The sequence below is a fragment of the Flavobacterium hydatis genome (genome assembly GCF_000737695.1).
Classification (GTDB): Bacteria; Bacteroidota; Bacteroidia; order Flavobacteriales; family Flavobacteriaceae; genus Flavobacterium; species Flavobacterium hydatis.
Genome location: NZ_JPRM01000061.1, coordinates 13,399 through 37,103 on the forward strand (window position 1 = coordinate 13,399; position 23,705 = coordinate 37,103).

Below are 23,705 nucleotides of genomic sequence, written 5' to 3' on the forward strand. Positions count from 1 at the left end.
TTGAAGATATATATGTTTTAAAATAATAGTATTTGAAATAGTATTATTTAGTTTTTAATTAGATGCAAATTTACTTTTTATCTGGCTTACCCGAAGCTTTTGCAGCATTATATTCTTTAACTAGTTTTAATGTATGATTAAGAGATTGGGTATTTTTCCAATCATCGTGACCTGTAATAATATATATTGGCTTTTTAAATTTTGCTTGTACTTTTTTAATAGATTGCTCCCATTCTTTTACATCAGAATCTCCTAGATAACCTAAATCTGTTGCATCGGTGCTTTTTATAAAACATCCTCCGTAAAGTATTTTTTCTTTATTAAACCAAACTACAACATTATCTGAAGCATGTCCTTTACCCGGATAAAACACCTCGAAACGGTGCTGCCCAACTGTAAATGTAGTATCGTTTGGTATAATAAACTCGGCTCTTTTTTTGCCTTCTTTTTCAAGAATCTGATCGGTTAGTTTTATAGTATACGTTTTTATGCCTTTTTGCCCATAAAATCCTAAACCTCCTGCTCTGTCTTCATGCGAATGTGTTGCAATATGCATAATAACATCTTTATGATGTTTAGCTTTTATACTGTCTAACAATGGCTGAAACTGCGCTTCGTCCCACGGAGCGTCAAACAACACAACGCCTTTATCTGTAAGCAAATACATAGCATTGGCAGAAATCAGAGTTCCTTTGTAATCATGAAAAGTTTTATAAACATAAAAGTCACCCGTAAGATGACTTATTTGTAATTTATTATTTTCTGTTTGCCCAAAAGATTTTGTAAATCCTATGAGCAAAAATAATATCATTAATTTATTTCGCATTTTTTATAACTCAATTATGTTTATTTAACTCTTACCCAATATTGTGTTTTTCCTAAAAGAGAAAACCCAATAAAGCCACGTAATTTTAATTTATTTGCTGAGTCTAACGTAATATAACATTTGTATACTTTACCGTTTGTAGGATCTAAAATAGTTCCTCCATTATACTCATCGCCATCTTTCTTTAGGCCATTAATAATTACCATTCCTAAAATCGGTTTATTTTTTAACACTCCTGAGCACGAAGTACATACATCTTTTTTATGATCTTCACGAAGGATTTCGACAACTTTACCGTAAATTTTTCCTGATTGCTCGTACACTTCTACAATCGATTTTGCTTCGCCTGTCTGATCATCAATGGTTTTCCATTTTCCGATTACAGTTTGACTTTGTACATTGCCTATTACTACAAATAATAAGCCCATTGTTAAGATCCAGTTTTTCATGATGTTTGTTTTTTAGCCCTGATTGCAGCGACATCCTTTATCCCGATTCTTTTAGGGATAAAGATATAGCGGAAAGCAGGAATAGCTTCTAAATGTTATTATTATTTTTTTGTCTTAATTTTCTGATTGTGGCATTCAATTCAAATCCCAAAAGCAAAATCATACAGTTTATCCAAATATAAAACATTAGAATTAATAATGTACCAATTGAGCCATAAAGTTCATTATATTTTGAGAATTTTATAACCCAAATCCCAAAAAAGTATGAAGATATAACAATTAGGATTGTTGTAAATACGGAACCAATACTTATAAACGGTACTTTATTATATTGTTTTGTACCATAACGCAATAATATAGAAGATGTTATTAATATCATTAGGATTACAAACAAGTAACGTCCCATGATAATAAGCGGAATCCTATCGCTAAGTACGTCCTGAATAGTTGTTTTTTGGATAAATACCTCGAAAACAACAATTGTAGCAACGGTTACAAACAATATAATTGTCATGACTAGCGATATTGCTAAGGCTACTAAATATTGACGGAGGAAACCTCGTTTATCAAAAACATGTTTGGATGATTCGAAACCACTAAGAATTCCGTTAATACCATTTCCCATTAAGAAAATGGAAAGCAAAAACCCAGATGATAATAAACCTGAGTGACTATTATTTAAGATATCGCTAATAATTTTGCTAATTGCATCGTATGTATTTGGCGGTACTCCTTGTTGTACAAACTGCAAAAAGTCTTGCTGAAATCCATCGATCGGAATAAACGGAATTAAGTTAAGTATAAACAGCGCAAACGGAAACAATGCCATAAAAAAACTAAAAGAAACGGCACTTGCGTGATATGAAAATGCTCCTTCTATGATTCCTATAGAATACAATTCGAGTAAATCATATAACGAAAACCCTTCGAGCCAAGGCAGTTTTATATTCTTTAAGAAACGAACTAGATAGCGCACTAGCGGAACTTTATCAAGCCGGTTTTCTATTTCTGCAGACATACATTTAATTTTTAGTTTTTTGAGTTTAAATTTGAGTTACAATTCTAACTCTCAAGTCATATTTTATAATTCTAAACTAAAAAGCTTTTAAACTTAAATCCATGTTATAAACCGAATGTGTTAATGCTCCCGAAGAAATATAATCGACACCACATAAAGCGTATTCGCGTATTGTTTTTTCGTTGATATTTCCTGAAGATTCTGTTTGACATTTATCACCAATTAGATCGACTGCTTTTTTGGTATCTTCGTAATTGAAGTTATCTATTAAGATACGGAAAACACCATCACTTAGTAGAATCTCTCTAATTTCGTCAAGGCTTCTGGCTTCGACAATTATCTTTAAATCAAGATTATTTTCTTTAAGATAAGCTTTGGTTTTGGCTATAGCCAAAGTTATTCCGCCAGCAAAATCGATATGATTATCTTTAAGCATTACCATATCATAAAGTGCAAATCGATGGTTCTCACCACCGCCTATTTTTACCGCCCATTTCTCGGCAACTCTAAAATTTGGTGTCGTTTTACGAGTATCTAATATCTTGGCATTTGTACCTTTTAAAAGCTGTACATATTGATTTGTTTTTGTAGCAATTGCCGACATACGTTGCATAGAGTTAAGTACAACACGCTCAGATTTTAAAATCGATTGTGAACTTCCTGAAACATGCAATACGATATCTCCGTATTTAACAGCTGTTCCATCTTTAATGAATGTCTCGACTTTTAAACTTGGATCAACATAATTAAAAATCATTTTAGCAAAAGCAACTCCTGCAATTATCCCATCTTCTTTTACCAATAATTTAGCTTTTCCTTGTGCATCGGCAGGAATACAAGCTAAAGAACTATAATCTCCTGTGCCTACATCTTCGCGAATTGCATTAAAAATAAGCAATTGTAACTCGTTCTGAAATTGTACTTCGTTAATCATTTTGTATGAATTTTAATAGAATGCTAAAGTAGAACATATTTTGTGGATTTGAAAATTTAGACGATTTGAAAATTTAAAACACGAGTTTTACTAATCTATGACATAAAAGTTTTCAGCCTCAGAACTTTATTACCTAAGAACACCTAAGTATATACAATATTGAAAATCTGACCATTAACCCACATAAACCTCTACAATGAGAATTGGCTTCAATTGTTAATTTAAAAACTTTTCCTGACAAAAGCACTCTGTGTTTTTTAACAATTTTGTATCGTAAACATAATCTTACTTTTTAAACACTAAAAAGATAAATTAACAACCTAAAAATACGCTCTGTTTTTTAATTTCAAACTGTTCCAACATGAAAAAAATTATTCTTTTACTTTTTTGCATAACCGTTATAACTTCTTGTGAAAAAGAAGATTTAACTTCGGCTACCACTGCAACTACGGCAAAATCTCTTACTGCAAAACAAGTTAATACTAATATTCTAGATGCTTATCCTAACAAACGCCAAAATAATTATCCTATAGTTCTGGTACACGGAATGTGCGGCTGGGGTCGCGATGAAATGTTGGGTTATCGTTATTGGGGCGGACTTGGAGATACTCAAACTTATTTAAATCTTTATGGTTATAAAACTTTCACAGCATCAGTTGGTCCAATATCTAGTAATTGGGATCGTGCTGTCGAGCTTTATTATAACATTGTAGGCGGAAGAGTAGATTATGGTGCTGCGCATGCCATGAAGCATGGACATAACCGATATGGCGCTACTTATCCGGGTTTTTACAAACAATGGAGCGCTACAAACAAAGTCCATTTTGTAGGTCATAGTTTAGGCGGAGCATCACCTAGATTTTTAATTCAGTTATTAGAAAACGGAGATCAAGCTGAGAAGTCTTACGTTCCTAGTGGTCAGGAAGCTCCTACTTCGGACTTATTTAAAGGAAATAAGAAAAATTGGGTAGCAAGTCTTACTTCTATCGCTGGTGTACAGAATGGTGCTTTAACTGTAGACTCTGGATATTTTAGAGAGGATCTTATGAAAATGGTTCTCGGAATGAGAGTTGTAGGTGGCATTGGGCTGGAGCAAAATACGTTTTATAATTTTGATCTTGGACATTGGGGATTACAACGTCAGAAAAATGAAACTACTAAAGCATATATTAATAGAGTATTTGAGAAAACATCCTCTGGTGCGCCATCATCTGCTCGTTTTTGGAACTCGCAAGATAATTGTATGTATGACTTGAATGTAAAAACTATGCAATCACAAAACGAATGGATTAAGAGTTCTCCTAATGTGTATTATTCCTCATATACGTTTAATGATATGGTTGAGCAAACTAACGGAACTTGGTCACCGGCCTCAACCATGTGTCTTTTATTTAAATTTGAAGCTGCTAATATAGGCCGAACCTCCGCAAGTTTACCTCTTGGTTTCTTAAATTGGAGACCTAATGACGGCTTAGTAAGTGTGGTTTCGAGTCAATATCCAATCGGACATGATTATGTATTAATGGATCCTATTAACAGAAAATTAGCGCCAAAAGGAGTTTGGGATGTACATCCTACGATTAAAGGACAGGATCATCTAAGTGTTGTGGCTCCAGATTATATACAATCGAACACTAGCTCGCTAAATAAATTTTATTTAGACATCGCCAAAGATTTATCTTATTTGCCAAAATAATATTTTCTATTTAACCATTAAGAGATTAAGATTATCTTCTATTTACCATTAAGAAATTAAGAAAGATTAAGCTTTACGCTTTATGAAACTTAATACCTTAATGGTTTTGTTTTTTATTCTTTTTACCATTAAGAGATTAAGAAAGATTAAGCTTTACGCTTTACGAAACTTAATGCCTTAATGGTTTAAAATGGTTCGCTTTTTTATTTTTTGTATGCTCTCTATTAAATATCTTTGAACTTCAATATTATTATCAAATGGGATTAATTAAAGATATTTACTCGATTACTTTTTACGAAAATTTTACTGATGCTGTTGCTAAAGTCGTTCCTGACTTTGACAAACAACGCTTTATGGATTTAATTTTTGATGCAGCGTTTGCCAATAAAGAATGGAAAGAACGTATGCAACATACTACCGTTGTCTTACATGAATTTATGCCTAAAGACTTTGGGAAAGCCGTATTAACGATTGAGAGTATTATCGAAAATTTAAAGAAGAATAAGTTTACTGATGGTAATCTTGCCTTTATCTTTTTTGCCGATTATATAGAGAAATACGGTATTGATGATTTTAAGACAAGCGCAAAAGCTTTTGTAATGATTACGCAATTTATAAGTTGCGAGTTTGCCGTGCGTCCATTTATCATTAAATACCATCAGGATATGATTGACGAAATGATAAAATGGTCTTTGCATGAAAACCATCATGTAAGACGTTTGGCAAGCGAAGGTTCTCGTTCTCGATTACCTTGGGCAATGGCTATTCCCGCCTTAAAAAAAGACCCTACGCCTATTTTGCCTATTTTAGAAAATTTAAAAACCGACTCTTCCGAATATGTTCGTCGTAGTGTTGCAAACAACCTCAACGATATTGTAAAAGACAATCCCGAAATTGTTCTTGATATTGCTGCTAAATGGCAAAATATAAGTCCCGAAACTGATGCTATTATTAAACATGGTTCTCGAACTTTATTAAAACAAGGCAATACCGAAATTTTAAAACATTACGGTCTAGAAAGCACTAATATCGAATTATCGGACTTTGAAATCATTACTCCAAAAGTAAAAATCGGTGAGTATTTAGAATTTCAGTTTTCACTGAATAATACTAACTCTGATAGTAAAACGGTTCGATTAGAATATGCTGTTTATTATCAGAAATCAAAAGGACATCTGGCTAAAAAAGTATTCAAGATTAGTGAACGCATTTATCAACCCAATCAATTGATTAAGATTAAAAGAAATCAATCTTTTAAGGTAATTACAACACGTGTATTTCATTTAGGGAAACACCAATTGTCGATAATAATTAATGGTACTGAAAGCGAATTATTAGACTTTGAATTGGTATAATCATAACATATAAAATCAAACAATTATATTTTAAACCATATAAGTGATATAAGGAAATATAAGTTTTTCTTAGATGAACTTACATAACTTATATGGTTCGATTTAGTCTAAAAAGCTATATTATTAAGCGTAAATAATTTCAACACATAGAAACATAGATTTTGTTTTCTATAAAAGACGTTTTACTTATTTTAAAAACACAAAGCAAGCTATGTGAAAGAAATTTATTTCTTTTTGCATTCTTTTTTTTAGATAGAATCTATGTTTCTATGTGTTAAATAAAATTTCATAAATCATACTAACATCCTAAATTATTCAGGTAAGACCTAACCTATAACTCAATGTTTTATATTAAAACTATGTTATTATTCTGCTAAAAAACATAAATATTTTTTAAAATATCAGACTTTTATCTGTAATTTTACTGCCGTGAAATGGATTAACATCATATTATCAGTTTACTTAATCGTGCTATCGTGCTTGCCTTGTGCAGATACAATAGCAAGCGAAACCAAATCGCATACAAACGAAATAGTAAGTAAAACCGATAAATCTCACGAAAAAGGACTGGATCTTTGTGCTCCATTCTGTAGTTGTAATTGTTGTGCGGCACAAGTCTTAACTGCAGCTCCGGCTATTACATGGGTTTTTAATCAAGAAACTAGTCTTATTAAAAAACCTTTATCATCTTATCATTCTATTCTTACTTCCAATTTCTACGGAAGTATTTGGCAACCGCCCCAAATAGTATAATGTAGCCCGAGTAATTTCGGGTAAATGCGTTGTGGTATACCACAAAAAAAAACAGGCGATTTATCGTCCTGATTTCTCATTCATTATATTCTGAAAATGTTAGATAAGATTATACAATTTAGTATAAAGAATAAGTTCATTATACTATTACTAACCTTGGCTCTTATAGCTTGGGGAAGTTTTTCACTTAAAAATTTACCGCTGGATGCACTTCCAGATATTACAAATAATCAGGTACAAATTATTACTACTGCTCCTACTCTTGCGAGTCAGGAAGTAGAGCAATTAATTACTTACCCGATAGAACAATCTCTTAAAACAATCCCGAAAGTAATCGAACTTAGAAGTATTTCTCGTTTTGGATTATCGGTTGTTACAGTTGTTTTTGAAGAAAGTGCCGATACGTATTGGGCACGCGAGCAAGTGTTCCAGAGACTAAAACAAGCCGAAGAAAACATTCCTAAATACGCTGGAACACCAGAGTTGGCACCAATTACAACTGGTCTTGGAGAGATATATCAATATGATGTATATGCCAAAAAAGGCTACGAAGACAAATACAATGCTACGAGTTTAAGAACAATTCAGGATTGGATTATTGTACCTCAACTACAAGGTGTAAAAGGTGTTGCCGAAGTAAGTACTTGGGGAGGAAGCGTAAAGCAATACGAAATTGCCGTAGACCCAAACCGATTAAATAGTGCCGGAGTAACGATTACCGAAATTTTTGACGCTCTTGAAAAAAACAACCAAAATACGGGTGGTGCTTATATCGAAAAAGATGAGTTCGCATACTTTATTCGTGGTGTTGGTATGGCATCTGGAATAAAAGATATAGGAAACATTGTTATTAAAAACAGAAATGCAACTCCTATCTTAGTTCGTGATGTAGCAACAGTACAATTAGGAAACGCCATTCGTTTTGGGGCTACAACCAAAGATGGTAAAGGCGAAATTGTAGGTGGTTTAACGCTAATGCTAAAAGGAGAAAACTCTAAAGCAGTTGTGGAGCGTGTAAAAGAAAAAATGATTGAGGTAAACAAAATGTTGCCCGAAGGCGTTGTTGCCGAAGCATTTATTGACAGAAGTAAACTTGTGGATAATGCCATAGGAACTGTTACTAAAAACTTACTTGAAGGAGCATTAATTGTAATTTTTGTACTGATATTATTCTTAGGTAATCTTCGTGCAGGATTAATTGTAGCTTCTGTTATCCCACTAGCTATGCTGTTTGCAGTAATCTTAATGAATGCATTTGGCGTAAGCGGAAACTTAATGAGTTTAGGAGCAATTGACTTTGGTATTATTGTCGATGGTGCCGTAATTATTGTTGAAGCCACCATGCATCATTTGCAAAAACTCAAGAAGAAAAGAGAATTAACACAATCGGAAATGGATGAGGAAGTATATGCCTCAGCTTCAAAAATCAGAAATAGTGCTGCTTTTGGAGAAATCATCATCTTGATTGTATATCTGCCAATATTAGCTTTAGTAGGAACAGAAGGAAAAATGTTTAAACCAATGGCTATGACAGTAGGTTTTGCCGTTATTGGAGCATTTATACTATCACTTACGTATGTCCCGATGATGAGTGCGATGTTTTTATCTAAAAACACAGAACATAAACCGAACTTTAGTGACCGAATGATGGCTTGGTTCGAAAAATTATATGCTCCGTTTTTAGCAAAAGCATTGTGTTTTAAGAAAGCCGTTTTAGGTATTGCTGTGGCATTATTTGTTCTTGCTCTTGTTATTTTCCAGAATATGGGAGGAGAATTTATTCCTACTATCGAAGAAGGAGATTTAGCTATTAATGCTACTATCATGACAGGGAGTTCTTTAACACAAATGATAAAAACAACAACTCAGTATGAAAAAATGCTTAAAGCAAAATTCCCTGAGATTAAAACCATCGTAACCAAAATAGGAAGTGGCGAAATCCCAACCGATCCAATGCCTATAGAAAGTGGTGATTTAATTATTGTTCTTAAAGATAAAAAGGAATGGACGAGCGCAGATAATTGGCAAGATCTTGCACATATGATGAAGGAAGAAATGGAAAAAATTCCTGGAGCTAATATCGAAGTTTCGCAACCAATACAAATGCGTTTTAATGAATTAATGACGGGTAGCCGAAGTGATATTGCCATTAAAATATTTGGTGATAATCTTGATGTTCTAGAAAGAAAAGCCAATGAATTGATTTCTAAAATTAATAAAATTGAAGGTATTGGCGACCTTAAAGCCGATAAAGTAAGTGGACTGCCTCAGATTACCATTAAATACGATTATGATAAAATTGCATTGTATGGTCTGAATATCGAGGATTTAAATAAAATTCTTCGTTCTTCGTTTGCAGGAGAAGCTGCAGGTAAAATCTACGAAGAAAACAGACGTTTTGATATTGTTGTTCGTATGAACAAAGACAATCGTAATGACATTAACGATGTGAGTAATTTATTTATTCCGTTGCCAAATGGTCAGCAAGTTCCATTATCGCAAGTAGCAACTGTAGATTATGAGCAAGGTCCTGTACAAGTAATTCGTGAGGATGGTAAACGTAGAATTACTATCGGATTAAATGTACGTGGACGTGATGTAAAAAGTGTTGTAGAAGAAATTCAGCAAAAACTAGATAAAAACTTCAAACTTCCTGCAGGTTACTATGTTACTTACGGAGGACAGTTTGAGAACTTAATCGAAGCCAACAAGCGACTTTCTATTGCGTTGCCTATTGCGTTGTGTTTAATTTTAGTTCTACTTTATTTCACCTTTAAAAGCACAAAACAAGCCGCATTAATATTTACCGCAATTCCGTTATCGGCAATTGGTGGAGTCTTTGCATTATGGTTACGCGGAATGCCATTTAGTATCTCGGCAGGAATTGGCTTTATTGCTTTATTCGGAATTGCCGTTTTAAACGGAATTGTATTAATATCCTACTTTAATCAGCTTAAAGCCGAGGGTATTACAGATCCTTTACAGCGTGTTATAATCGGAACCAAAACAAGATTACGTCCTGTTTTAATGACTGCTGCCGTAGCCTCTTTAGGTTTCTTACCAATGGCATTATCTACAAGTGGCGGTGCCGAAGTACAAAAACCCCTTGCAACAGTTGTAATAGGTGGTTTATTCTCGGCTACATTACTTACACTTATTGTTTTGCCGATACTTTACTTATTGTTTGAAAATGGAATTAAAAGAAAAATGACGATGACAAAACCTATAGTAACAGTACTATTATTGCTTATTAGCAGCTTTTCTTTTGCACAAAATAACCAACCTATTGGCTTGGAAAAAGCAATCGAAATGGCAAAAACAAATAGTATTAACTTGAAAATTGCTGATAAAGAGATAGAAAAACAAACGGTGCTTAAAAAGACAGCGTTTCAGCCCGATCCATTGCAAGTAGAATATCAGGGAGGACAATTTAATAGTGCCTCTTATGATAGTAACGTTTCGGTTCAGCAATATTTCCCTATCGGAAAAATTACCAAAGCAAACCGACAATTGCAGGAAGAATTGGTAAAACTAGCCGAAAAGCAAAAAGCGTTATCTGAATATGAAATAGAAAAAGCGGTAACATTAGCTTATTACCAATATCTATACGGTGTTTCTGTTCAGAAACTAAATACCGAATTGTTTAATGTATATGCTTTGTTCTTAAAAAATGCAGAACTTCGTTTTAAAACAGGTGAAAGCGGCAATATAGAAGTACTTAGTGCAAAAGCTAAATCTAAAGAAATTGAGACACAAAAAGCACAATTAGAATATGATTTGGCTATTTATCAGAAGCAATTACAATTTTTTGTTCGAACAAAAGAAAACATTGTGCCAGATAGCACTACACCGCTTCAATTTGCTTCTCTTACCGAATCGAATAAATCGAAAGTAGAAGGTTTGATGAATGACTATTATCAGCAACAAATTTCGGTTTTCCAAAAAGAAGCCAATACGTTTAAAGCACAACGTACACCTAAATTAGGTTTAGGTTATTTTGCCCAAACTATCGATACTAAATCTTTATTTCAGGGATTTACTGCTGGTTTACAAATTCCGTTGTTTGGAGGCGTAAATACGGCTAAAGCCAAAGCAGCTTCGATAAGCATTGCACAATCGCAACTGGAATTAGAAAAAAATCAATTTTCGCTGGAATTACAAATGCAAGAACTACAAAACGAATTTGAAAAACAGGAAAAAGGATTGCATTATTACCAAACTGAAGGTTTGCATTATGCCGAACAAATTATTACGACAGCACAAAAAAGTTATGCTAATGGAGATATGAGTTATTGGACGTATATCAGCTTTTTGAATCAAGCAATTGACATCAAAAAACAATATGCCGAAACTTTGAATACGTACAATCAAAGTGCCATTCGATTACAATTTCCAACAATCACCAATAACTAATATTTATTACAATGAAAAATATAAAGAACATAATAAACCGTACTTCTATCCTACTTCCAATTGCTTTTTTAATGTTGGCTTTAACATCTTGCAACGAAAAGAAAGCCGAAGAAACACATGAAGAAGAAAAGGAACAACAAGAAGTATCATTAACCGAAGCACAATTTAAGACAGTTGGTATCCAATTTGGTAAAGTCGAAAACCGTAACCTTAATACCATTATTAAGGCTAATGGATATACAACGGTGCCTCCTCAAAATTCGGCTAAGATAGCTACATTACTTGGTGGTACAGTTAAGGATATTTTTGTGCTCGAAGGTACTTTTGTAAATAAAGGAAAGGTTCTGGCAACTATTCAGAATCTAGAAGTTGTGGGAATGCTTGAAGATTATAAATCAGCTACAGCCAATATTGAGTATTTACAATTAGAATACAACCGTCAGAAAACATTGGCAGACGAGAATGTAAATCCTCGAAAAATATTTCAGGAAGTAAAAGCAAAACTAGCTGTAGAAAAAGCGAGAGCACAAGCAGCAAAAAACAGATTACAGGCATTAAATGTAAGTACTACTAGCAACAGCGCATTAATTCCTATAACATCGCCAATAAGTGGTTATGTAGGTAAAATAAGTATTGCCAAAGGCGCATTTGCCGAAACTGGAATCGTGTTGTTTGAAGTTGTAGATAATAGCCAGATGCACTTAGATTTAAATGTTTACGAAAAAGATTTAGGCTCTATTTCAATCGGCCAGGAAGTCGATTTTATTCTTACCAACCAATCGAATAAATCGATAAAAGGAAAAATATTTGGTATCAACAAATCGTTCTCTAACGAAAGTAAAACTGTTGCCGTTCATGCCAAAATAAACCCAGATGATGCCAAAGGATTAATCTCAGGAATGTATGTTTCTGCCAATATTAACCTTAACAGCGCAACAGTTCCTGCGTTGCCAAAAGGTGCTGTTGTAAAAAATGGAGACAAATTTTTTATCTTTATAAAAGAAAATGCGCATCCACATCCTGAAAAAGGAGCAAAACAAGAATCTGAAGCAGAACATAGAGAAGAGCACGAAGAAATACACTTTAAAGCTATAGAAGTTATACCTGGTACCACCGATATGGGATATACCGAAATAAAATTTGTAACTTCAATCCCTGAGAATAGTCAAATTGTTACACAAGGTGCTTTCTACTTATTAGCAGCCCAAAAAGGCGGCGGAGAGCACACACATTAATTTTTTTTATATGAACAATAAGCAACATTGGGAAAATGTATTCACGACCAAAACACCAAATGAGGTAAGCTGGACACAAGAATATCCTAAAACTGCAATAGAATATATAGAAAACATAGCGCTATCAAAAACTGCCAATATCATTGATGTTGGCGGTGGCGATAGCAACTTAGTCGATGCTTTGTTGAGCAAAGGATTTCTAAACATTTGGGTATTGGATATTTCGGCTGCAGCATTAGAAAAAGCCAAAATACGCTTAGGCGAAAAAGCAAATTCGGTACATTGGATTGTCTCAGATATTACAGATTTTACTCCCGAAGTAAAATTTGACTTTTGGCATGACAGAGCAGTTTTTCATTTTTTAACTGATCCAGAAAGTATCAATAAATATACTTGTATTATAGATAATGTACTTAATCCAAGTGCGCATTTTTTGCTAGGCACTTTTTCAGAAAATGGCCCATTAAAATGTAGTGGGTTAGAAATAAATCAATATTCTGAAAAGAACATGAAAGATACTTTTCAGAAAAATTTTGAAGCATTACAATGTTTTACCGAAAATCATATTACGCCATTTAACACAATACAAAATTTTCAATTTTGTGGATTTAAAAAGAAATAAATATGAAACATCAACATAATCTCGACGAGAATAACAAGCAAATCAATTGTAAAACACCTGATAAAAGTTCTTCAAAAACATCGAAATCAGGATGTTGTTGCGATGATGAAAAAGAAACTCATGATGACAACGACGGACATGACCATTCAGGAGGAGATCAAACAGTATTTCAAATGTTTGCGCCTGCTATAATTAGTTTTGTTTTATTAATTATTGCCATTGTTTTTGATAATTATTTACCACAAACCTGGTTTAGCGGTTGGATAAGAACTGCTTGGTATGTAATCGCTTATTTGCCTGTTGGTTTTCCTGTACTTAAAGAAGCATTAGAAAGCGCCAGAAAGGGTTCTTTCTTTTCAGAATTTTTACTCATGAGTATTGCCACTATCGGTGCTTTTGCAATTAGCGAATATCCCGAAGGAGTTGCAGTAATGCTATTTTATGCCATAGGCGAAACCTTCCAGACACTGGCAGTTACAAGAGCTAAAGCAAATATTAAAACATTACTCGATCAACGTCCTGATGAGGTTACAATTCTAGAAAACAATCAGCCAAAAATAATCAAGGCAGAAAAAGTACAAATTGGGTCTATAATTCAGCTTAAACCAGGAGAGAAACTAGGACTTGATGGAGAATTACTCTCCGATAATGCTTCGTTTAATACAGCTGCTTTAACTGGCGAAAGTAAACCTGATACTAAGAGCAAAGGCCAAAGTGTTTTGGCTGGAATGATAAATCTTAATTCGGTTGCCGAAGTACGCGTTACAGCATTGTATACCGATAGTAAATTATCCAAGATTCTCGAAATGGTTCAGGATGCAACTGCCAAAAAAGCACCAACTGAACTGTTCATACGGAAATTTGCTAAAATCTATACGCCCATCGTAGTATACTCCGCTATTGCTATTTGCATCTTGCCTTACTTCTTTGTAGATGAATATATCTTTAGAGATTGGCTGTACAGAGCGTTAGTATTTTTAGTTATTTCCTGTCCTTGTGCATTAGTTATTTCTATTCCGTTAGGTTATTTTGGCGGAATTGGAGCAGCTAGTAAAAACGGAATCCTATTTAAAGGTTCGAGTTTCTTAGACATCATGGCAGCTATAGAAGTTGTAGTAATGGATAAAACTGGAACATTAACCAAAGGAGTTTTTAATGTTCAAAAAGTGGTTGCAATAGATATTCCAGAAGCTGATTTAGTTAAATATACTGCAGCACTCGAAACCAAATCAACACATCCTGTAGGAACCGCCATAATAGAATATGCAAAAGGTTCTGAAAAAGGCGTTTCAGTTACCGATGTAGAAGAAATTGCAGGTCATGGTTTAAAAGGAAAAGTAGATGGAAATGAAATCTTAGCGGGTAATACCAAGCTATTAAAGAAATTCAATATTAGTTATGACTCTGAGATTGATAATACACCGTTTACTATAATCGTTATTGCGATTAACCAAAAATATGCTGGTTACTTTTTAATCGCCGATGAAATTAAGGAAGATGCCAAACAAGCAATTCAGAGTTTACACAGTATAAACGTAAAAACGGTGATGCTTTCGGGCGATAAAACCGCTGTTGTTAATGCTGTTGCAAAAGAACTAAATATCGATGAAGCCTACGGAGATCTATTACCAGAGAACAAAGTCGAGAAAGTAACCGACCTTAAAGATAAAAACCTTAAAATTGCTTTTGTTGGCGATGGTGTAAATGATGCTCCTGTTGTGGCTCTAGCACATGCAGGAATTGCAATGGGAGGATTAGGAAGCGATGCTACGATAGAAACTGCAGATATTGTAATCCAAAACGACCAACCTACAAAAATTTACACTGCTATAAACATCGGTAAAAAAACCAAACAAATCGTTTGGCAAAATATCACTTTAGCATTTGTTGTAAAAGCTATTGTATTAGTACTTGGCGCAGGAGGTTTAGCAACCATGTGGGAAGCCGTTTTTGCAGATGTGGGAGTTGCTTTATTAGCAATATTAAATGCGGTAAGAATTCAGAGAATGAAATTTTAAGCATTCTATAATTTTAATAAAAGGGCGTTTGTACAATTTTGTATGAACGCCCTTTTTTATTTAAAACAAAACCAGTTCATACAAATTAGACCTAACAGTTTTTAAAACATGTTAGATCTCGATTAAGAGCAAAAAATCCAACAACCAATAACTAACAACCGTCAACTAAAAAAAATTAAATAATAATCCTTACTTTTATAGTTACTCATACTTGCTCATAGTTACTCGTAGTTACTCAGTTCTTAATCTACATTAAGTTACTTTTTTCATAATGAGAGTAACTTTGTGAAACAATTAAACAAAAGCATTATGAAAACTAAAAATATAGAAATAGTAGTAGCTCCAAGACAACCACATTTTGTTGGTGATGGATTTAGAGTACATAATTTTATTCCAGGTGTACCACAATTAAGCATGAAACGCATGAGCCCTTTTATCATGCTAGATTATAATTCAAAATTTTATTTTCCGCCTACAAATACTCCAAAAGGAGTTGGCGTGCATCCTCATCGTGGTTTCGAAACGGTTACAATTGCTTACAAAGGCAAAGTAGCACATCATGACAGTAGCGGAGGTGGCGGAGTAATTGGCGAAGGCGATGTACAATGGATGACAGCAGCTTCGGGAGTTTTGCACAAAGAATACCACGAAGAAAACTTCAGTAAAACTGGAGGTGATTTCCAGATGGTACAACTTTGGGTAAACTTACCTGCAAAAGATAAAATGTCGAAACCAAAATACCAAGGCATTACCAATGATGAAATTAACAAATATGAACTTCCTGAAAATGGCGGTCATATCGAAGTAATTGCTGGAGAATATAAAGATGTAAAAGGAACAGCATCGACCTTTACTCCTTTGCATTTGCTTAACGCAAGATTACTTAAAGGCGGAAAAGCAGCATTTAACTTTCCTGCAACTTACAATACTGCTTTATTGGTTATAGAAGGAAGTATTACGGTAAATGATGATACAAATGTAGCAACAGATCATTTGGTTTTATTTAAAAATGAAGGCGAAGATTTTCATATCGAAGCACAAGAAAATAGTATTGTATTGATTTTAAGCGGTGAGCCAATTAACGAACCAATTGCTACTCACGGACCTTTTGTAATGAACACACATGAAGAATTAATTCAGGCTGTAGATGATTACAATAATGGTAAATTTGGAACATTAGAAGATTAATTTTAAAAATATAATATGTCAAACGTAAATCTAATTATTGAAGAACGCGCTGCCAATATTGGTAATTTTATGGTTGGTAGATTATTGCCTTTTCGCGAGAAAAGAGCCGTTGGACCATTTGTATTTATCGACCATATGGGGCCAGCACATCTAAGCGACCATGAAAACATGGATGTTCCGCCACATCCTCACATTGGGTTATCAACCCTTACCTTTTTGTTTGAAGGAAGCATCATGCACAAAGACAGTTTGGGAACCGAAATGGAAATTAAACCCGGAGCAGTAAACTGGATGACCGCAGGAAAAGGAATTGTACATTCTGAGAGAACACCAGAATACTTGCGCAAAACCGATAAAATGCTTCATGGTCTACAAATTTGGGTAGCGCTACCAAAAGAATTGGAGCAAATGGATCCTAATTTTGTACATGTAGAAGCTAGTGATATTCCGGCTTGGGAAAAAGATGGCGTTTCGTATAAGTTAATAGCTGGAGAAGCTTTCGGAAAAAAATCACCTGTTCCAGTATATAGTCCGCTTTATTTTATTGAAATCAAAAGCACAACGGCGCAAAAAATTAACATCGGAAAAGATTTATTTGGCGAAAGCGGATTATATATTTTAGAAGGAAGTATAAAAAGTGGCGAACATACGTACGACCCAAAACAAATCCTAATTGCAAACGACAGTACGTTATGCGAATTTGAAATTGCAGCTAATACAACCGTTTATATATTTGGAGGAACACCATTTCCTGAAGAACATTTTATTTTTTGGAATTTTGTTTCCTCAGATAAAGAACTAATAGAAAAAGCAAAACAAGACTGGACAGCTCAAACTTTCCCTAAAGTTCCTGGCGAAACCGAATTTGTTCCTTTGCCTCAACCCAAAATGCGATAATTTTATGAATACAATAACAGCAAGTATTGACACCAGAAAATATCGAACGGAAATAAAATCAGCAAGCGGTAATATTGTTATCGCTGATGAGCCACAAGAAGTTGGAGGAAAAAATTTAGGCTTCTCCCCTTCTGAATTATTAGCATCTGCATTGGCATCTTGTACGTTGATTACATTACGTATGTATATTGACCGCAAACAATGGGATGTTACAGAAATTAATATTTCAGTAGATTTTGAGAGAAACTCAGAACAAAATGTTTCTTTATTAAATCGAAAGATAGAGATAACAGGAAATGTAGATGAAGCTCAAAAAGAAAGACTTTTAAAAATCGCCAATAGTTGCCCGATTCACAAAACCCTAACAAACACGATACAAATACAAACAACTTTAGACTAAACATCATGGAAATAGAACAAATAAACGAAGGAAGAAAAGGATATTATAAAGCAGTAGAAGACGGAAAAGAAGGTGGAAGAATGACCTATACTTGGGCTGGAGATACTAAATTTATAATTGATCACACCGAAGTTAATCCCGATTTTAACGGTAAAGGTGTCGGTAAAAAACTAGTTATGGCAGCAGTAACCTATGCTCGCGAAAACAATCTAAAAATCATTCCGCTTTGTCCTTTTGCGAAAAGCGTATTTGATAAAACAGACGATATAAAAGACGTATTGTTTCATTAAGAGGCTCAAAGGTTCTGAGGAACTAAGGTTCTAAGATTTTAATATAGAAACGCACTGTAGAGACGCACCGCAGTGCGTCTTTTTTTATTATATTATACTAAAATAAATTGATTCGAGCAATGTTTCACAAACCAATTTTCATCTATATTTTCAAATGTCCTCCTAATTAATTACATTTGCATGTAATTTAAACTTACTATATGACGAGGATAATTACAGTTTTTAGTTTTTTCATAGCACAACTCTGCTTTTCACAATCAACAGCAACTTATTTAGATAAAATCAGGAATAACGAAGCGGCACTAACTGCTTTCTTTTCTCAAATGCCTAAAGGCGGTGATTTACATCATCATTTTTCGGGCTCAATCTATGCTGAACCTTTACTAGAAAGAGCTATTGCAGAAGATTTCTATTTGAACATAGAAACTATGCAAGTTCTAAAAACAAAACCTGCAAAAGGAAATTGGGAGACTTTTTCTTCACTTAAAAACAGTGGAAAACTAGAATATTACAAGCAACAAATCATGCAAACCTGGTCTGCAAAAGACTATAATGGTGTTGCTGTTCCTTCTGATGATTTATTTTTTGACTCTTTCGAGAAATTTTCTCCAACTATCGACGGACATTTTGCCGAAGGTATGCTTGAGCTTAAAAACAGAGCAATTAAAGAGAATGTTAGCTATATCGAAACACAATTAAACACTATTCCTTGTGATATGAATGTGGATGATTTAGCCGACTTTAATACAAAACTAAGACAAGCTGCTGCTCAAAAAGACGAAAAAGCAATTTTTAAATCTCTAGATGCACTTTACAAATCATTACAAGATAAAAATGCTGTAAAATACGCTGAAGATTTCAATACTAATTTCATAGCCAAATTACATAAAGACCTTAAAATCGATGATGCAAATTTCACCATGCGTTATCAAAACTTTGTCTTGCGTTTTATGGAGCCTGTAGATTTATTCAAAAATCTTATGATTGCCTTTATCTCTGCTGACAAAAGCAAACTTGTAGCGGGTGTAAACATCGTTTCACCAGAACATGGCGAAACTTCTATGAAAGATTATTGGTTACACATGGTGATGTTTAAATACTGCCATTCCCGTTTTCCAAATGTAAAATATACGCTTCATGCTGGTGAGCTTACCTTAGGGTTAGTACAACCTGAAGAATTAACATGGCATATTACTTCAGCAATTCATACTGCTGGAGCAAACAGAATTGGTCATGGTGTAGATATCGCTTACGAAGAAAACTCGTATGACTTATTGCGTTACATGGCAAAGAATAATATTCCGATTGAGATTAACTTGGTAAGTAATGAGTTTATCTTAAAGGTTAAAAATGCTCGTCATCCATTTACATTGTACAAAGAATTTAATGTCCCAATTGTAATCAGTACTGATGATGCAGGGATTTTAAGAACAAATATGACAGAGCAATATGTTTTATTAGCTAGCAGATATCAGGATGTTACTTATGCAACTATTAAACAATATGTTTACAATAGTATCAATTACAGTTTCATTCAGGATGATGCAGTTAAAAAGCAATTGCTAAAAGACCTTGATGCTAGATTTAAAACTTTTGAAGCTAAATTTTCAGAGAAATAAAATATGATACAAGAAGCGGCAGTTTTATTTGTAAAAAAAGACCAGGAAAAGGATTTCGAGAATGATTTTGCCAAAGCAAGTCAATACATTAGTTCTATAGAAGGTTATTTAGGACACAATCTTAAAAAATGTATGGAACAACACAATAAGTATCTTTTATTGGTAGATTGGCGCAATCTCGAAGATCATACAATTGGTTTTAGAGAATCGGCAGCATATCTGGAATGGAAGAAATTATTGCATCATTACTACGAGCCGTTTCCTATTGTAGAACATTTTGAAACTGTTTTTGAGAATAAAACCTAGTTAGCTTTTAACCACAAAGTTTACAAAGGTTTACGCAAAGCTAGTAATCCCGAAGCGTCGGGATAAAATCAGTCTAATCTTTTTAATCTGTGGCAAAACTTAAAACTCAAAACAAAATATAATTCCTGAGAATGAATATCAAACTTATCGCCATTGGCAAAACCGACAATAAATCGCTTCAAACTTTAATTGACGATTATACCAAGCGTTTGTCTTTTTACATCAAATTTGATTTGGAAATTATTCCTGATATCAAGAATGTAAAAAACTTATCGGAGAGTCAGCAAAAAGAAAAAGAAGGCGAATTGATTCTAGCAAAACTAACACCAACTGATCAGTTGATTTTATTAGACGAAAACGGTAAGAACTTCTCTAGCGTTGGTTTTTCAGAAGAATTACAAAAGAAAATGAACTCAGGTATTAAGACTTTAGTTTTTGTAATTGGCGGACCTTATGGATTCTCAGATACCGTTTATAGCAAAGCACAAGGAAAAATTTCACTTTCGCTAATGACATTCTCACACCAAATGGTACGTTTGTTTTTTATCGAACAATTGTACCGCGGATTTACGATTTTAAGAAACGAACCGTATCATCATCAATAAAAAATCTCCTCGCTTAAAACATAAAAAACCTCGCAAATTGCGAGGTTTTTCTTTTTCTATTCTTTATCTATTTTATTTGTAGGCATAGAAAGAATTTCCGCGCTATCATTGCGTATGTTCGAGCGATCAAGAACTCTTCGAAGAGTTAAGCTTATTACCTATTGCTTATAACATAATCACTACAATCACAATCGTTTTTTATCATTTCATTTAAAATCATTTTTTGAAATCTATTTTCAACTTCATTTGCCTCTGATTTGCTTAAATCTTCAAAATATAACCAACGCGGTGTTTCTCCGAACATTCTAAAAACCGATCTTATAGAAGTACTAGCGACGTTTTTTAATTTAGGATCAGATCCTAATACAGTAACGTAGTACATTTCTTCTGGTGATTTAGAACTGCCTTCAAAATAAAAAATCTTACCATTAAGAAATCCATAACCTGTTTGTTCCCAATTATCATACTGTTTCCATTTTTCCGGTACTGCTAAATGTTTAGAACTTTCTTGAAAATTATCTAAGCATATATTTAATTTTTCCTCACTACATTTAAACTCATATGCAGATCCTCTACCTAAAGTACCAGCTATTTTATCATTACAACTAGCTAACAGCAATATCACACTCACAATTATCACTTTCTTCATTTTGTTTATTCAATTAAATTAAAAGCTGCTATTATATTATATACCGTTCTCATTGTTTCTCAAATTCCTACACTATTTTATATTAGTACAAGGCCGAGAAACTATGTACAGTTTATTTCCTGAAACTGACTGCAGACAGTGAGTTTTTTCTTTTTTTATTCTTTATAGATTCACTTTGTGGGCACGGAAAAAATTTCCGCGCAATCGGGTTTTCTTTTTCTATTCTTTATCGATTTTGTTTGTAGACACGAAAAGAATTTCCGCGCTATCGTTACGTATATTCTAGCTATCAGGTATAGGCACTGCGATTGTGGAAAAAAATTCGATACTATTGTTCCCCATATTTAAACGGTTGAAATTCATTAATTTTATAAACTAATGAACTCTCTTGTTCAAAAATAATAATGACTTTATCTCTATACAATTCAAATCTTTTAACTTTAAGATTAATAAATTCGCTTGGCAATTTTCTAAAAAATAATTTCCTCCCTTTTTCAGAAAATAAAAAAATGTCATAATCTTTTTTAAAAAATAAAATCTCCTCTCCTGAATTTTCCACAATCTCAATTTCGAATTTATTAACATCAATTTCGCCTATTTTTTTATCTAAATTACATATTATTAAATATCTATAATTAGAACTTGAGCCTTGTGATAGGGCAATATAATCCTCCTTAAATAATAATTTCGGAATCATTCCATTATGAGAATTACAATCGAACGAATAATAATCAAGTGTGTCAATAATTCCATTCAGTTTTATTTCAATACCATAACTCTTGTTCGTGTTAATTGGAATAAATCTAACGTAATCTCCATTTTTAAAAACTGTATCCTTAGCTGTAGTACACTTAAGAAAAGCATCTTTACTTAAATCATTATTTTTAATAATTAAGGCTTCATTTTTGTCTTCTTGTAATTGATTACTATTCTGACAATTAAACAGCAACAAACAAATTAATAATATGCAATAATATTTATAAATCATTTTTATGGTAGTTAATTTAACTGAACAAATTTTCAATATTATCGTTACTCTTATCTTTGTCTGCTATATTATTTTTAATAAAATAAGAGTTGCTTTTTACTTTGACTGATGATAAGTTCTCCTTTTCCATTATCCCTTATAATTAAAAATTTTCCATCATTCTTTTTGAATTTATTTTTTTTATTAACTCCTTTATAAATTAAATTAAGTTCGATTTCATCTATTTTTAAATTCATAGGCTTTAATGTTTTTTCTTGAAAATTACTTATATAAAAACCGCCTTTTTCTTTTATTATACGAATCCACAAAGTTGTAACTCCATCAGATTCATCACTATATAAATAACCATTTTTAATTACTTCTTGTCCATTTAAAAATAAATCAACATGATCTTCTTTAAAACCATCTGCAAATAATATTGACCATACATCTTTGTCTTTACTATTTTTTAAAGGGACATTCTGTGACTTACAAGACGCTACAAGTACCAATATTAAAATGAGTTTTTTAATCATAATATTATCTCTTTTATTTAATTTCTCATTATCATAAGCGAGTTACTTATGTACTTGCAATCACTTTTACTCTACAGTTTTTACTATATTAATCATGGCTAACATTTTATTTTTTCTTATTCTTAATCCGATATTCCAAATGTTTTTACAACCCGAAATCAGAATAGGATTTTCATCAACAAAATCCTCCATAATTAATCTTTTTTTATCTTTTTCCGTGAAACTGTCTATAGGCTTAACATCTAATTCATTTAACCATACACGCATTGCTTCATGTTCATTAGTTGCATAAACTTGAGCAATATAAGTTCCCCCATCATATTCCATTATAAAACTGTATAAGTACTTCCTTTTTTCCATTTATTACTATCTTTTATTTATTACCATCCAAACCCTTCTTTCCGTCTATAATTTTCAACACTTCCTCTTCATATATAAGATTAGTTGACTCCTGTAGATACTTTTTAAGTAGAACTAAATTTGTATCCGATTCCATTATACTTATAAATCTCAAACAAGCAACGGCAATAAAAGTTGATAAATTATCTGTATCTAACAAGAGAATTGGGTATGTTTTTTTATTGAATTTTTCTTTATTTTTCTTATCCTCAAAATACCTCATATCACAATAAAACAAATCTATTAATGCATATATTGTAAAATCTTCTCTTAATCTTACCATCCTTTCGATATTCAAAACATAAAAATCAAAAAAACTAAAATGCAAAAATCTAACAAATTTGTTATTCAAATCAGTTTTATAAAAGTCAAATAAATTATAAACTTCTATAAGCTTATGAATTAAATCAAAATTGTTCTCGACGATTATTTTATCTAAGAAAATCTCTATTTCATTTTTAATCTGAAAAAATTCCTCATTACATTTCTCTTTTTCTTCTTCTGAAAGAAATTTTTTATCACTACTTACT

General features: G+C 32.9%; 23 protein-coding genes. 14 read left to right on the top strand and 9 right to left on the bottom strand.

The features are described from left to right. Positions 1-70: 70 nt before the first annotated feature. The 4 genes from bla-B1-FLAV to nadC form a co-directional block, all read right to left on the bottom strand. Positions 71-826 (bottom strand): subclass B1 metallo-beta-lactamase, encoded by a 756-nt coding sequence (gene bla-B1-FLAV / locus IW20_RS24335; protein WP_035628736.1) that lies wholly within the window; start codon positions 824-826, stop codon positions 71-73. Positions 827-846: 20 nt separating this feature from the next. Further along, complete coding sequence (locus tag IW20_RS24340; RefSeq protein ID WP_035628737.1) at positions 847-1,275, bottom strand: DUF2147 domain-containing protein; 429 nt, start codon at positions 1,273-1,275, stop codon at positions 847-849. 88 nt (positions 1,276-1,363) lie between these two features. Then, the gene (locus tag IW20_RS24345) at positions 1,364-2,293 is read right to left on the bottom strand and encodes a YihY/virulence factor BrkB family protein (RefSeq protein ID WP_035628738.1); all 930 of its coding nucleotides are present in this window, start codon (positions 2,291-2,293) and stop codon (positions 1,364-1,366) included. 76 nt (positions 2,294-2,369) lie between these two features. Further along, the gene (gene nadC / locus IW20_RS24350) at positions 2,370-3,227 is read right to left on the bottom strand and encodes a carboxylating nicotinate-nucleotide diphosphorylase (protein WP_035628739.1); all 858 of its coding nucleotides are present in this window, start codon (positions 3,225-3,227) and stop codon (positions 2,370-2,372) included. A gap of 361 nt (positions 3,228-3,588) precedes the next feature. Between nadC and IW20_RS24355 the strand changes: the two genes are divergently transcribed. From IW20_RS24355 to rlmH, 14 genes are all read left to right on the top strand, one after another. After that, positions 3,589-4,923, top strand: a complete 1,335-nt coding sequence (locus IW20_RS24355) for an esterase/lipase family protein (protein ID WP_051886188.1) — start codon at positions 3,589-3,591, stop codon at positions 4,921-4,923. Positions 4,924-5,180: 257 nt separating this feature from the next. Further along, positions 5,181-6,278, top strand: a complete 1,098-nt coding sequence (locus tag IW20_RS24360; protein WP_035628740.1) for a DNA alkylation repair protein — start codon at positions 5,181-5,183, stop codon at positions 6,276-6,278. Positions 6,279-6,707: 429 nt separating this feature from the next. Continuing rightward, on the top strand, positions 6,708-7,031 hold the full coding sequence (locus tag IW20_RS24365) for a DUF6660 family protein (protein WP_035628741.1): 324 nt from the start codon (positions 6,708-6,710) through the stop codon (positions 7,029-7,031). A 96-nt stretch (positions 7,032-7,127) separates the two neighbouring features. Beyond that, positions 7,128-11,444 (top strand): CusA/CzcA family heavy metal efflux RND transporter, encoded by a 4,317-nt coding sequence (locus tag IW20_RS24370; RefSeq protein ID WP_035628742.1) that lies wholly within the window; start codon positions 7,128-7,130, stop codon positions 11,442-11,444. An 11-nt stretch (positions 11,445-11,455) separates the two neighbouring features. After that, positions 11,456-12,679 (top strand): efflux RND transporter periplasmic adaptor subunit, encoded by a 1,224-nt coding sequence (locus tag IW20_RS24375; protein WP_035628743.1) that lies wholly within the window; start codon positions 11,456-11,458, stop codon positions 12,677-12,679. A 10-nt stretch (positions 12,680-12,689) separates the two neighbouring features. Then, positions 12,690-13,301, top strand: a complete 612-nt coding sequence (locus tag IW20_RS24380) for a class I SAM-dependent methyltransferase (RefSeq protein ID WP_035628744.1) — start codon at positions 12,690-12,692, stop codon at positions 13,299-13,301. Positions 13,302-13,303: 2 nt separating this feature from the next. Then, a complete protein-coding gene (locus IW20_RS24385) occupies positions 13,304-15,319 on the top strand; it encodes a heavy metal translocating P-type ATPase (RefSeq protein WP_035628745.1) in 2,016 nt (671 codons plus the stop codon). Between the two features lie 309 nt (positions 15,320-15,628). Further along, a complete protein-coding gene (locus IW20_RS24390) occupies positions 15,629-16,507 on the top strand; it encodes a pirin family protein (RefSeq protein ID WP_035628746.1) in 879 nt (292 codons plus the stop codon). Between the two features lie 15 nt (positions 16,508-16,522). Beyond that, entirely contained in the window at positions 16,523-17,404 is an 882-nt protein-coding gene (locus tag IW20_RS24395) for a pirin family protein (protein WP_035628747.1), read from the top strand. Positions 17,405-17,408: 4 nt separating this feature from the next. Then, entirely contained in the window at positions 17,409-17,804 is a 396-nt protein-coding gene (locus tag IW20_RS24400; protein WP_035628748.1) for an OsmC family protein, read from the top strand. A gap of 5 nt (positions 17,805-17,809) precedes the next feature. Next, complete coding sequence (locus tag IW20_RS24405; RefSeq protein ID WP_035628749.1) at positions 17,810-18,094, top strand: GNAT family N-acetyltransferase; 285 nt, start codon at positions 17,810-17,812, stop codon at positions 18,092-18,094. Between the two features lie 200 nt (positions 18,095-18,294). Beyond that, positions 18,295-19,713: an adenosine deaminase gene (locus tag IW20_RS24410; protein ID WP_035628750.1), complete on the top strand. Its 1,419-nt coding sequence runs from the start codon at positions 18,295-18,297 to the stop codon at positions 19,711-19,713. A 3-nt stretch (positions 19,714-19,716) separates the two neighbouring features. Further along, on the top strand, positions 19,717-20,019 hold the full coding sequence (locus IW20_RS24415; RefSeq protein WP_035628751.1) for an antibiotic biosynthesis monooxygenase family protein: 303 nt from the start codon (positions 19,717-19,719) through the stop codon (positions 20,017-20,019). Between the two features lie 131 nt (positions 20,020-20,150). Continuing rightward, the gene (rlmH, locus tag IW20_RS24420) at positions 20,151-20,624 is read left to right on the top strand and encodes a 23S rRNA (pseudouridine(1915)-N(3))-methyltransferase RlmH (RefSeq protein ID WP_035628752.1); all 474 of its coding nucleotides are present in this window, start codon (positions 20,151-20,153) and stop codon (positions 20,622-20,624) included. Positions 20,625-20,778: 154 nt separating this feature from the next. Here the strand turns inward: rlmH and IW20_RS24425 are convergent, their stop codons facing one another. The 5 genes from IW20_RS24425 to IW20_RS26490 all read right to left on the bottom strand — a co-directional run. Continuing rightward, the gene (locus IW20_RS24425) at positions 20,779-21,273 is read right to left on the bottom strand and encodes a hypothetical protein (RefSeq protein WP_240478538.1); all 495 of its coding nucleotides are present in this window, start codon (positions 21,271-21,273) and stop codon (positions 20,779-20,781) included. Positions 21,274-21,601: 328 nt separating this feature from the next. Next, positions 21,602-22,261 carry a hypothetical protein gene (locus tag IW20_RS24430; RefSeq protein WP_035628753.1) on the bottom strand — a complete coding sequence of 220 codons (660 nt, stop codon included), beginning with the start codon at positions 22,259-22,261 and terminating at the stop codon, positions 21,602-21,604. 74 nt (positions 22,262-22,335) lie between these two features. Continuing rightward, on the bottom strand, positions 22,336-22,776 hold the full coding sequence (locus IW20_RS24435; protein WP_035628754.1) for a hypothetical protein: 441 nt from the start codon (positions 22,774-22,776) through the stop codon (positions 22,336-22,338). 66 nt (positions 22,777-22,842) lie between these two features. Next, a complete protein-coding gene (locus tag IW20_RS24440; protein WP_035628755.1) occupies positions 22,843-23,136 on the bottom strand; it encodes a hypothetical protein in 294 nt (97 codons plus the stop codon). A 13-nt stretch (positions 23,137-23,149) separates the two neighbouring features. Then, the coding region (locus IW20_RS26490) for a hypothetical protein (protein ID WP_035628756.1) at positions 23,150-23,705 on the bottom strand (556 nt) is incomplete at its 5' end.

What these genes read in the sequence shown, in the direction of transcription:
- IW20_RS24375 (WP_035628743.1), top strand. Translation starts at nt 11,456, where the DNA reads ATGAAAAATATAAAGAACATAATAAACCGTACTTCTATCCTACTTCCA.
- IW20_RS24400 (WP_035628748.1), top strand. Translation starts at nt 17,409, where the DNA reads ATGAATACAATAACAGCAAGTATTGACACCAGAAAATATCGAACGGAA.
- IW20_RS24440 (WP_035628755.1), bottom strand. Translation starts at nt 23,136, where the DNA reads ATGGAAAAAAGGAAGTACTTATACAGTTTTATAATGGAATATGATGGG.
- rlmH (WP_035628752.1), top strand. Translation starts at nt 20,151, where the DNA reads ATGAATATCAAACTTATCGCCATTGGCAAAACCGACAATAAATCGCTT.
- IW20_RS24345 (WP_035628738.1), bottom strand. Translation starts at nt 2,293, where the DNA reads ATGTCTGCAGAAATAGAAAACCGGCTTGATAAAGTTCCGCTAGTGCGC.
- IW20_RS24385 (WP_035628745.1), top strand. Translation starts at nt 13,304, where the DNA reads ATGAAACATCAACATAATCTCGACGAGAATAACAAGCAAATCAATTGT.
- IW20_RS24380 (WP_035628744.1), top strand. Translation starts at nt 12,690, where the DNA reads ATGAACAATAAGCAACATTGGGAAAATGTATTCACGACCAAAACACCA.
- bla-B1-FLAV (WP_035628736.1), bottom strand. Translation starts at nt 826, where the DNA reads ATGCGAAATAAATTAATGATATTATTTTTGCTCATAGGATTTACAAAA.
- IW20_RS24340 (WP_035628737.1), bottom strand. Translation starts at nt 1,275, where the DNA reads ATGAAAAACTGGATCTTAACAATGGGCTTATTATTTGTAGTAATAGGC.
- IW20_RS24405 (WP_035628749.1), top strand. Translation starts at nt 17,810, where the DNA reads ATGGAAATAGAACAAATAAACGAAGGAAGAAAAGGATATTATAAAGCA.
- IW20_RS24390 (WP_035628746.1), top strand. Translation starts at nt 15,629, where the DNA reads ATGAAAACTAAAAATATAGAAATAGTAGTAGCTCCAAGACAACCACAT.
- IW20_RS24395 (WP_035628747.1), top strand. Translation starts at nt 16,523, where the DNA reads ATGTCAAACGTAAATCTAATTATTGAAGAACGCGCTGCCAATATTGGT.
- IW20_RS24430 (WP_035628753.1), bottom strand. Translation starts at nt 22,261, where the DNA reads ATGATTTATAAATATTATTGCATATTATTAATTTGTTTGTTGCTGTTT.
- IW20_RS24435 (WP_035628754.1), bottom strand. Translation starts at nt 22,776, where the DNA reads ATGATTAAAAAACTCATTTTAATATTGGTACTTGTAGCGTCTTGTAAG.
- IW20_RS24370 (WP_035628742.1), top strand. Translation starts at nt 7,128, where the DNA reads ATGTTAGATAAGATTATACAATTTAGTATAAAGAATAAGTTCATTATA.
- IW20_RS24360 (WP_035628740.1), top strand. Translation starts at nt 5,181, where the DNA reads ATGGGATTAATTAAAGATATTTACTCGATTACTTTTTACGAAAATTTT.
- IW20_RS24410 (WP_035628750.1), top strand. Translation starts at nt 18,295, where the DNA reads ATGACGAGGATAATTACAGTTTTTAGTTTTTTCATAGCACAACTCTGC.
- nadC (WP_035628739.1), bottom strand. Translation starts at nt 3,227, where the DNA reads ATGATTAACGAAGTACAATTTCAGAACGAGTTACAATTGCTTATTTTT.
- IW20_RS24355 (WP_051886188.1), top strand. Translation starts at nt 3,589, where the DNA reads ATGAAAAAAATTATTCTTTTACTTTTTTGCATAACCGTTATAACTTCT.
- IW20_RS24415 (WP_035628751.1), top strand. Translation starts at nt 19,717, where the DNA reads ATGATACAAGAAGCGGCAGTTTTATTTGTAAAAAAAGACCAGGAAAAG.
- IW20_RS24425 (WP_240478538.1), bottom strand. Translation starts at nt 21,273, where the DNA reads ATGAAGAAAGTGATAATTGTGAGTGTGATATTGCTGTTAGCTAGTTGT.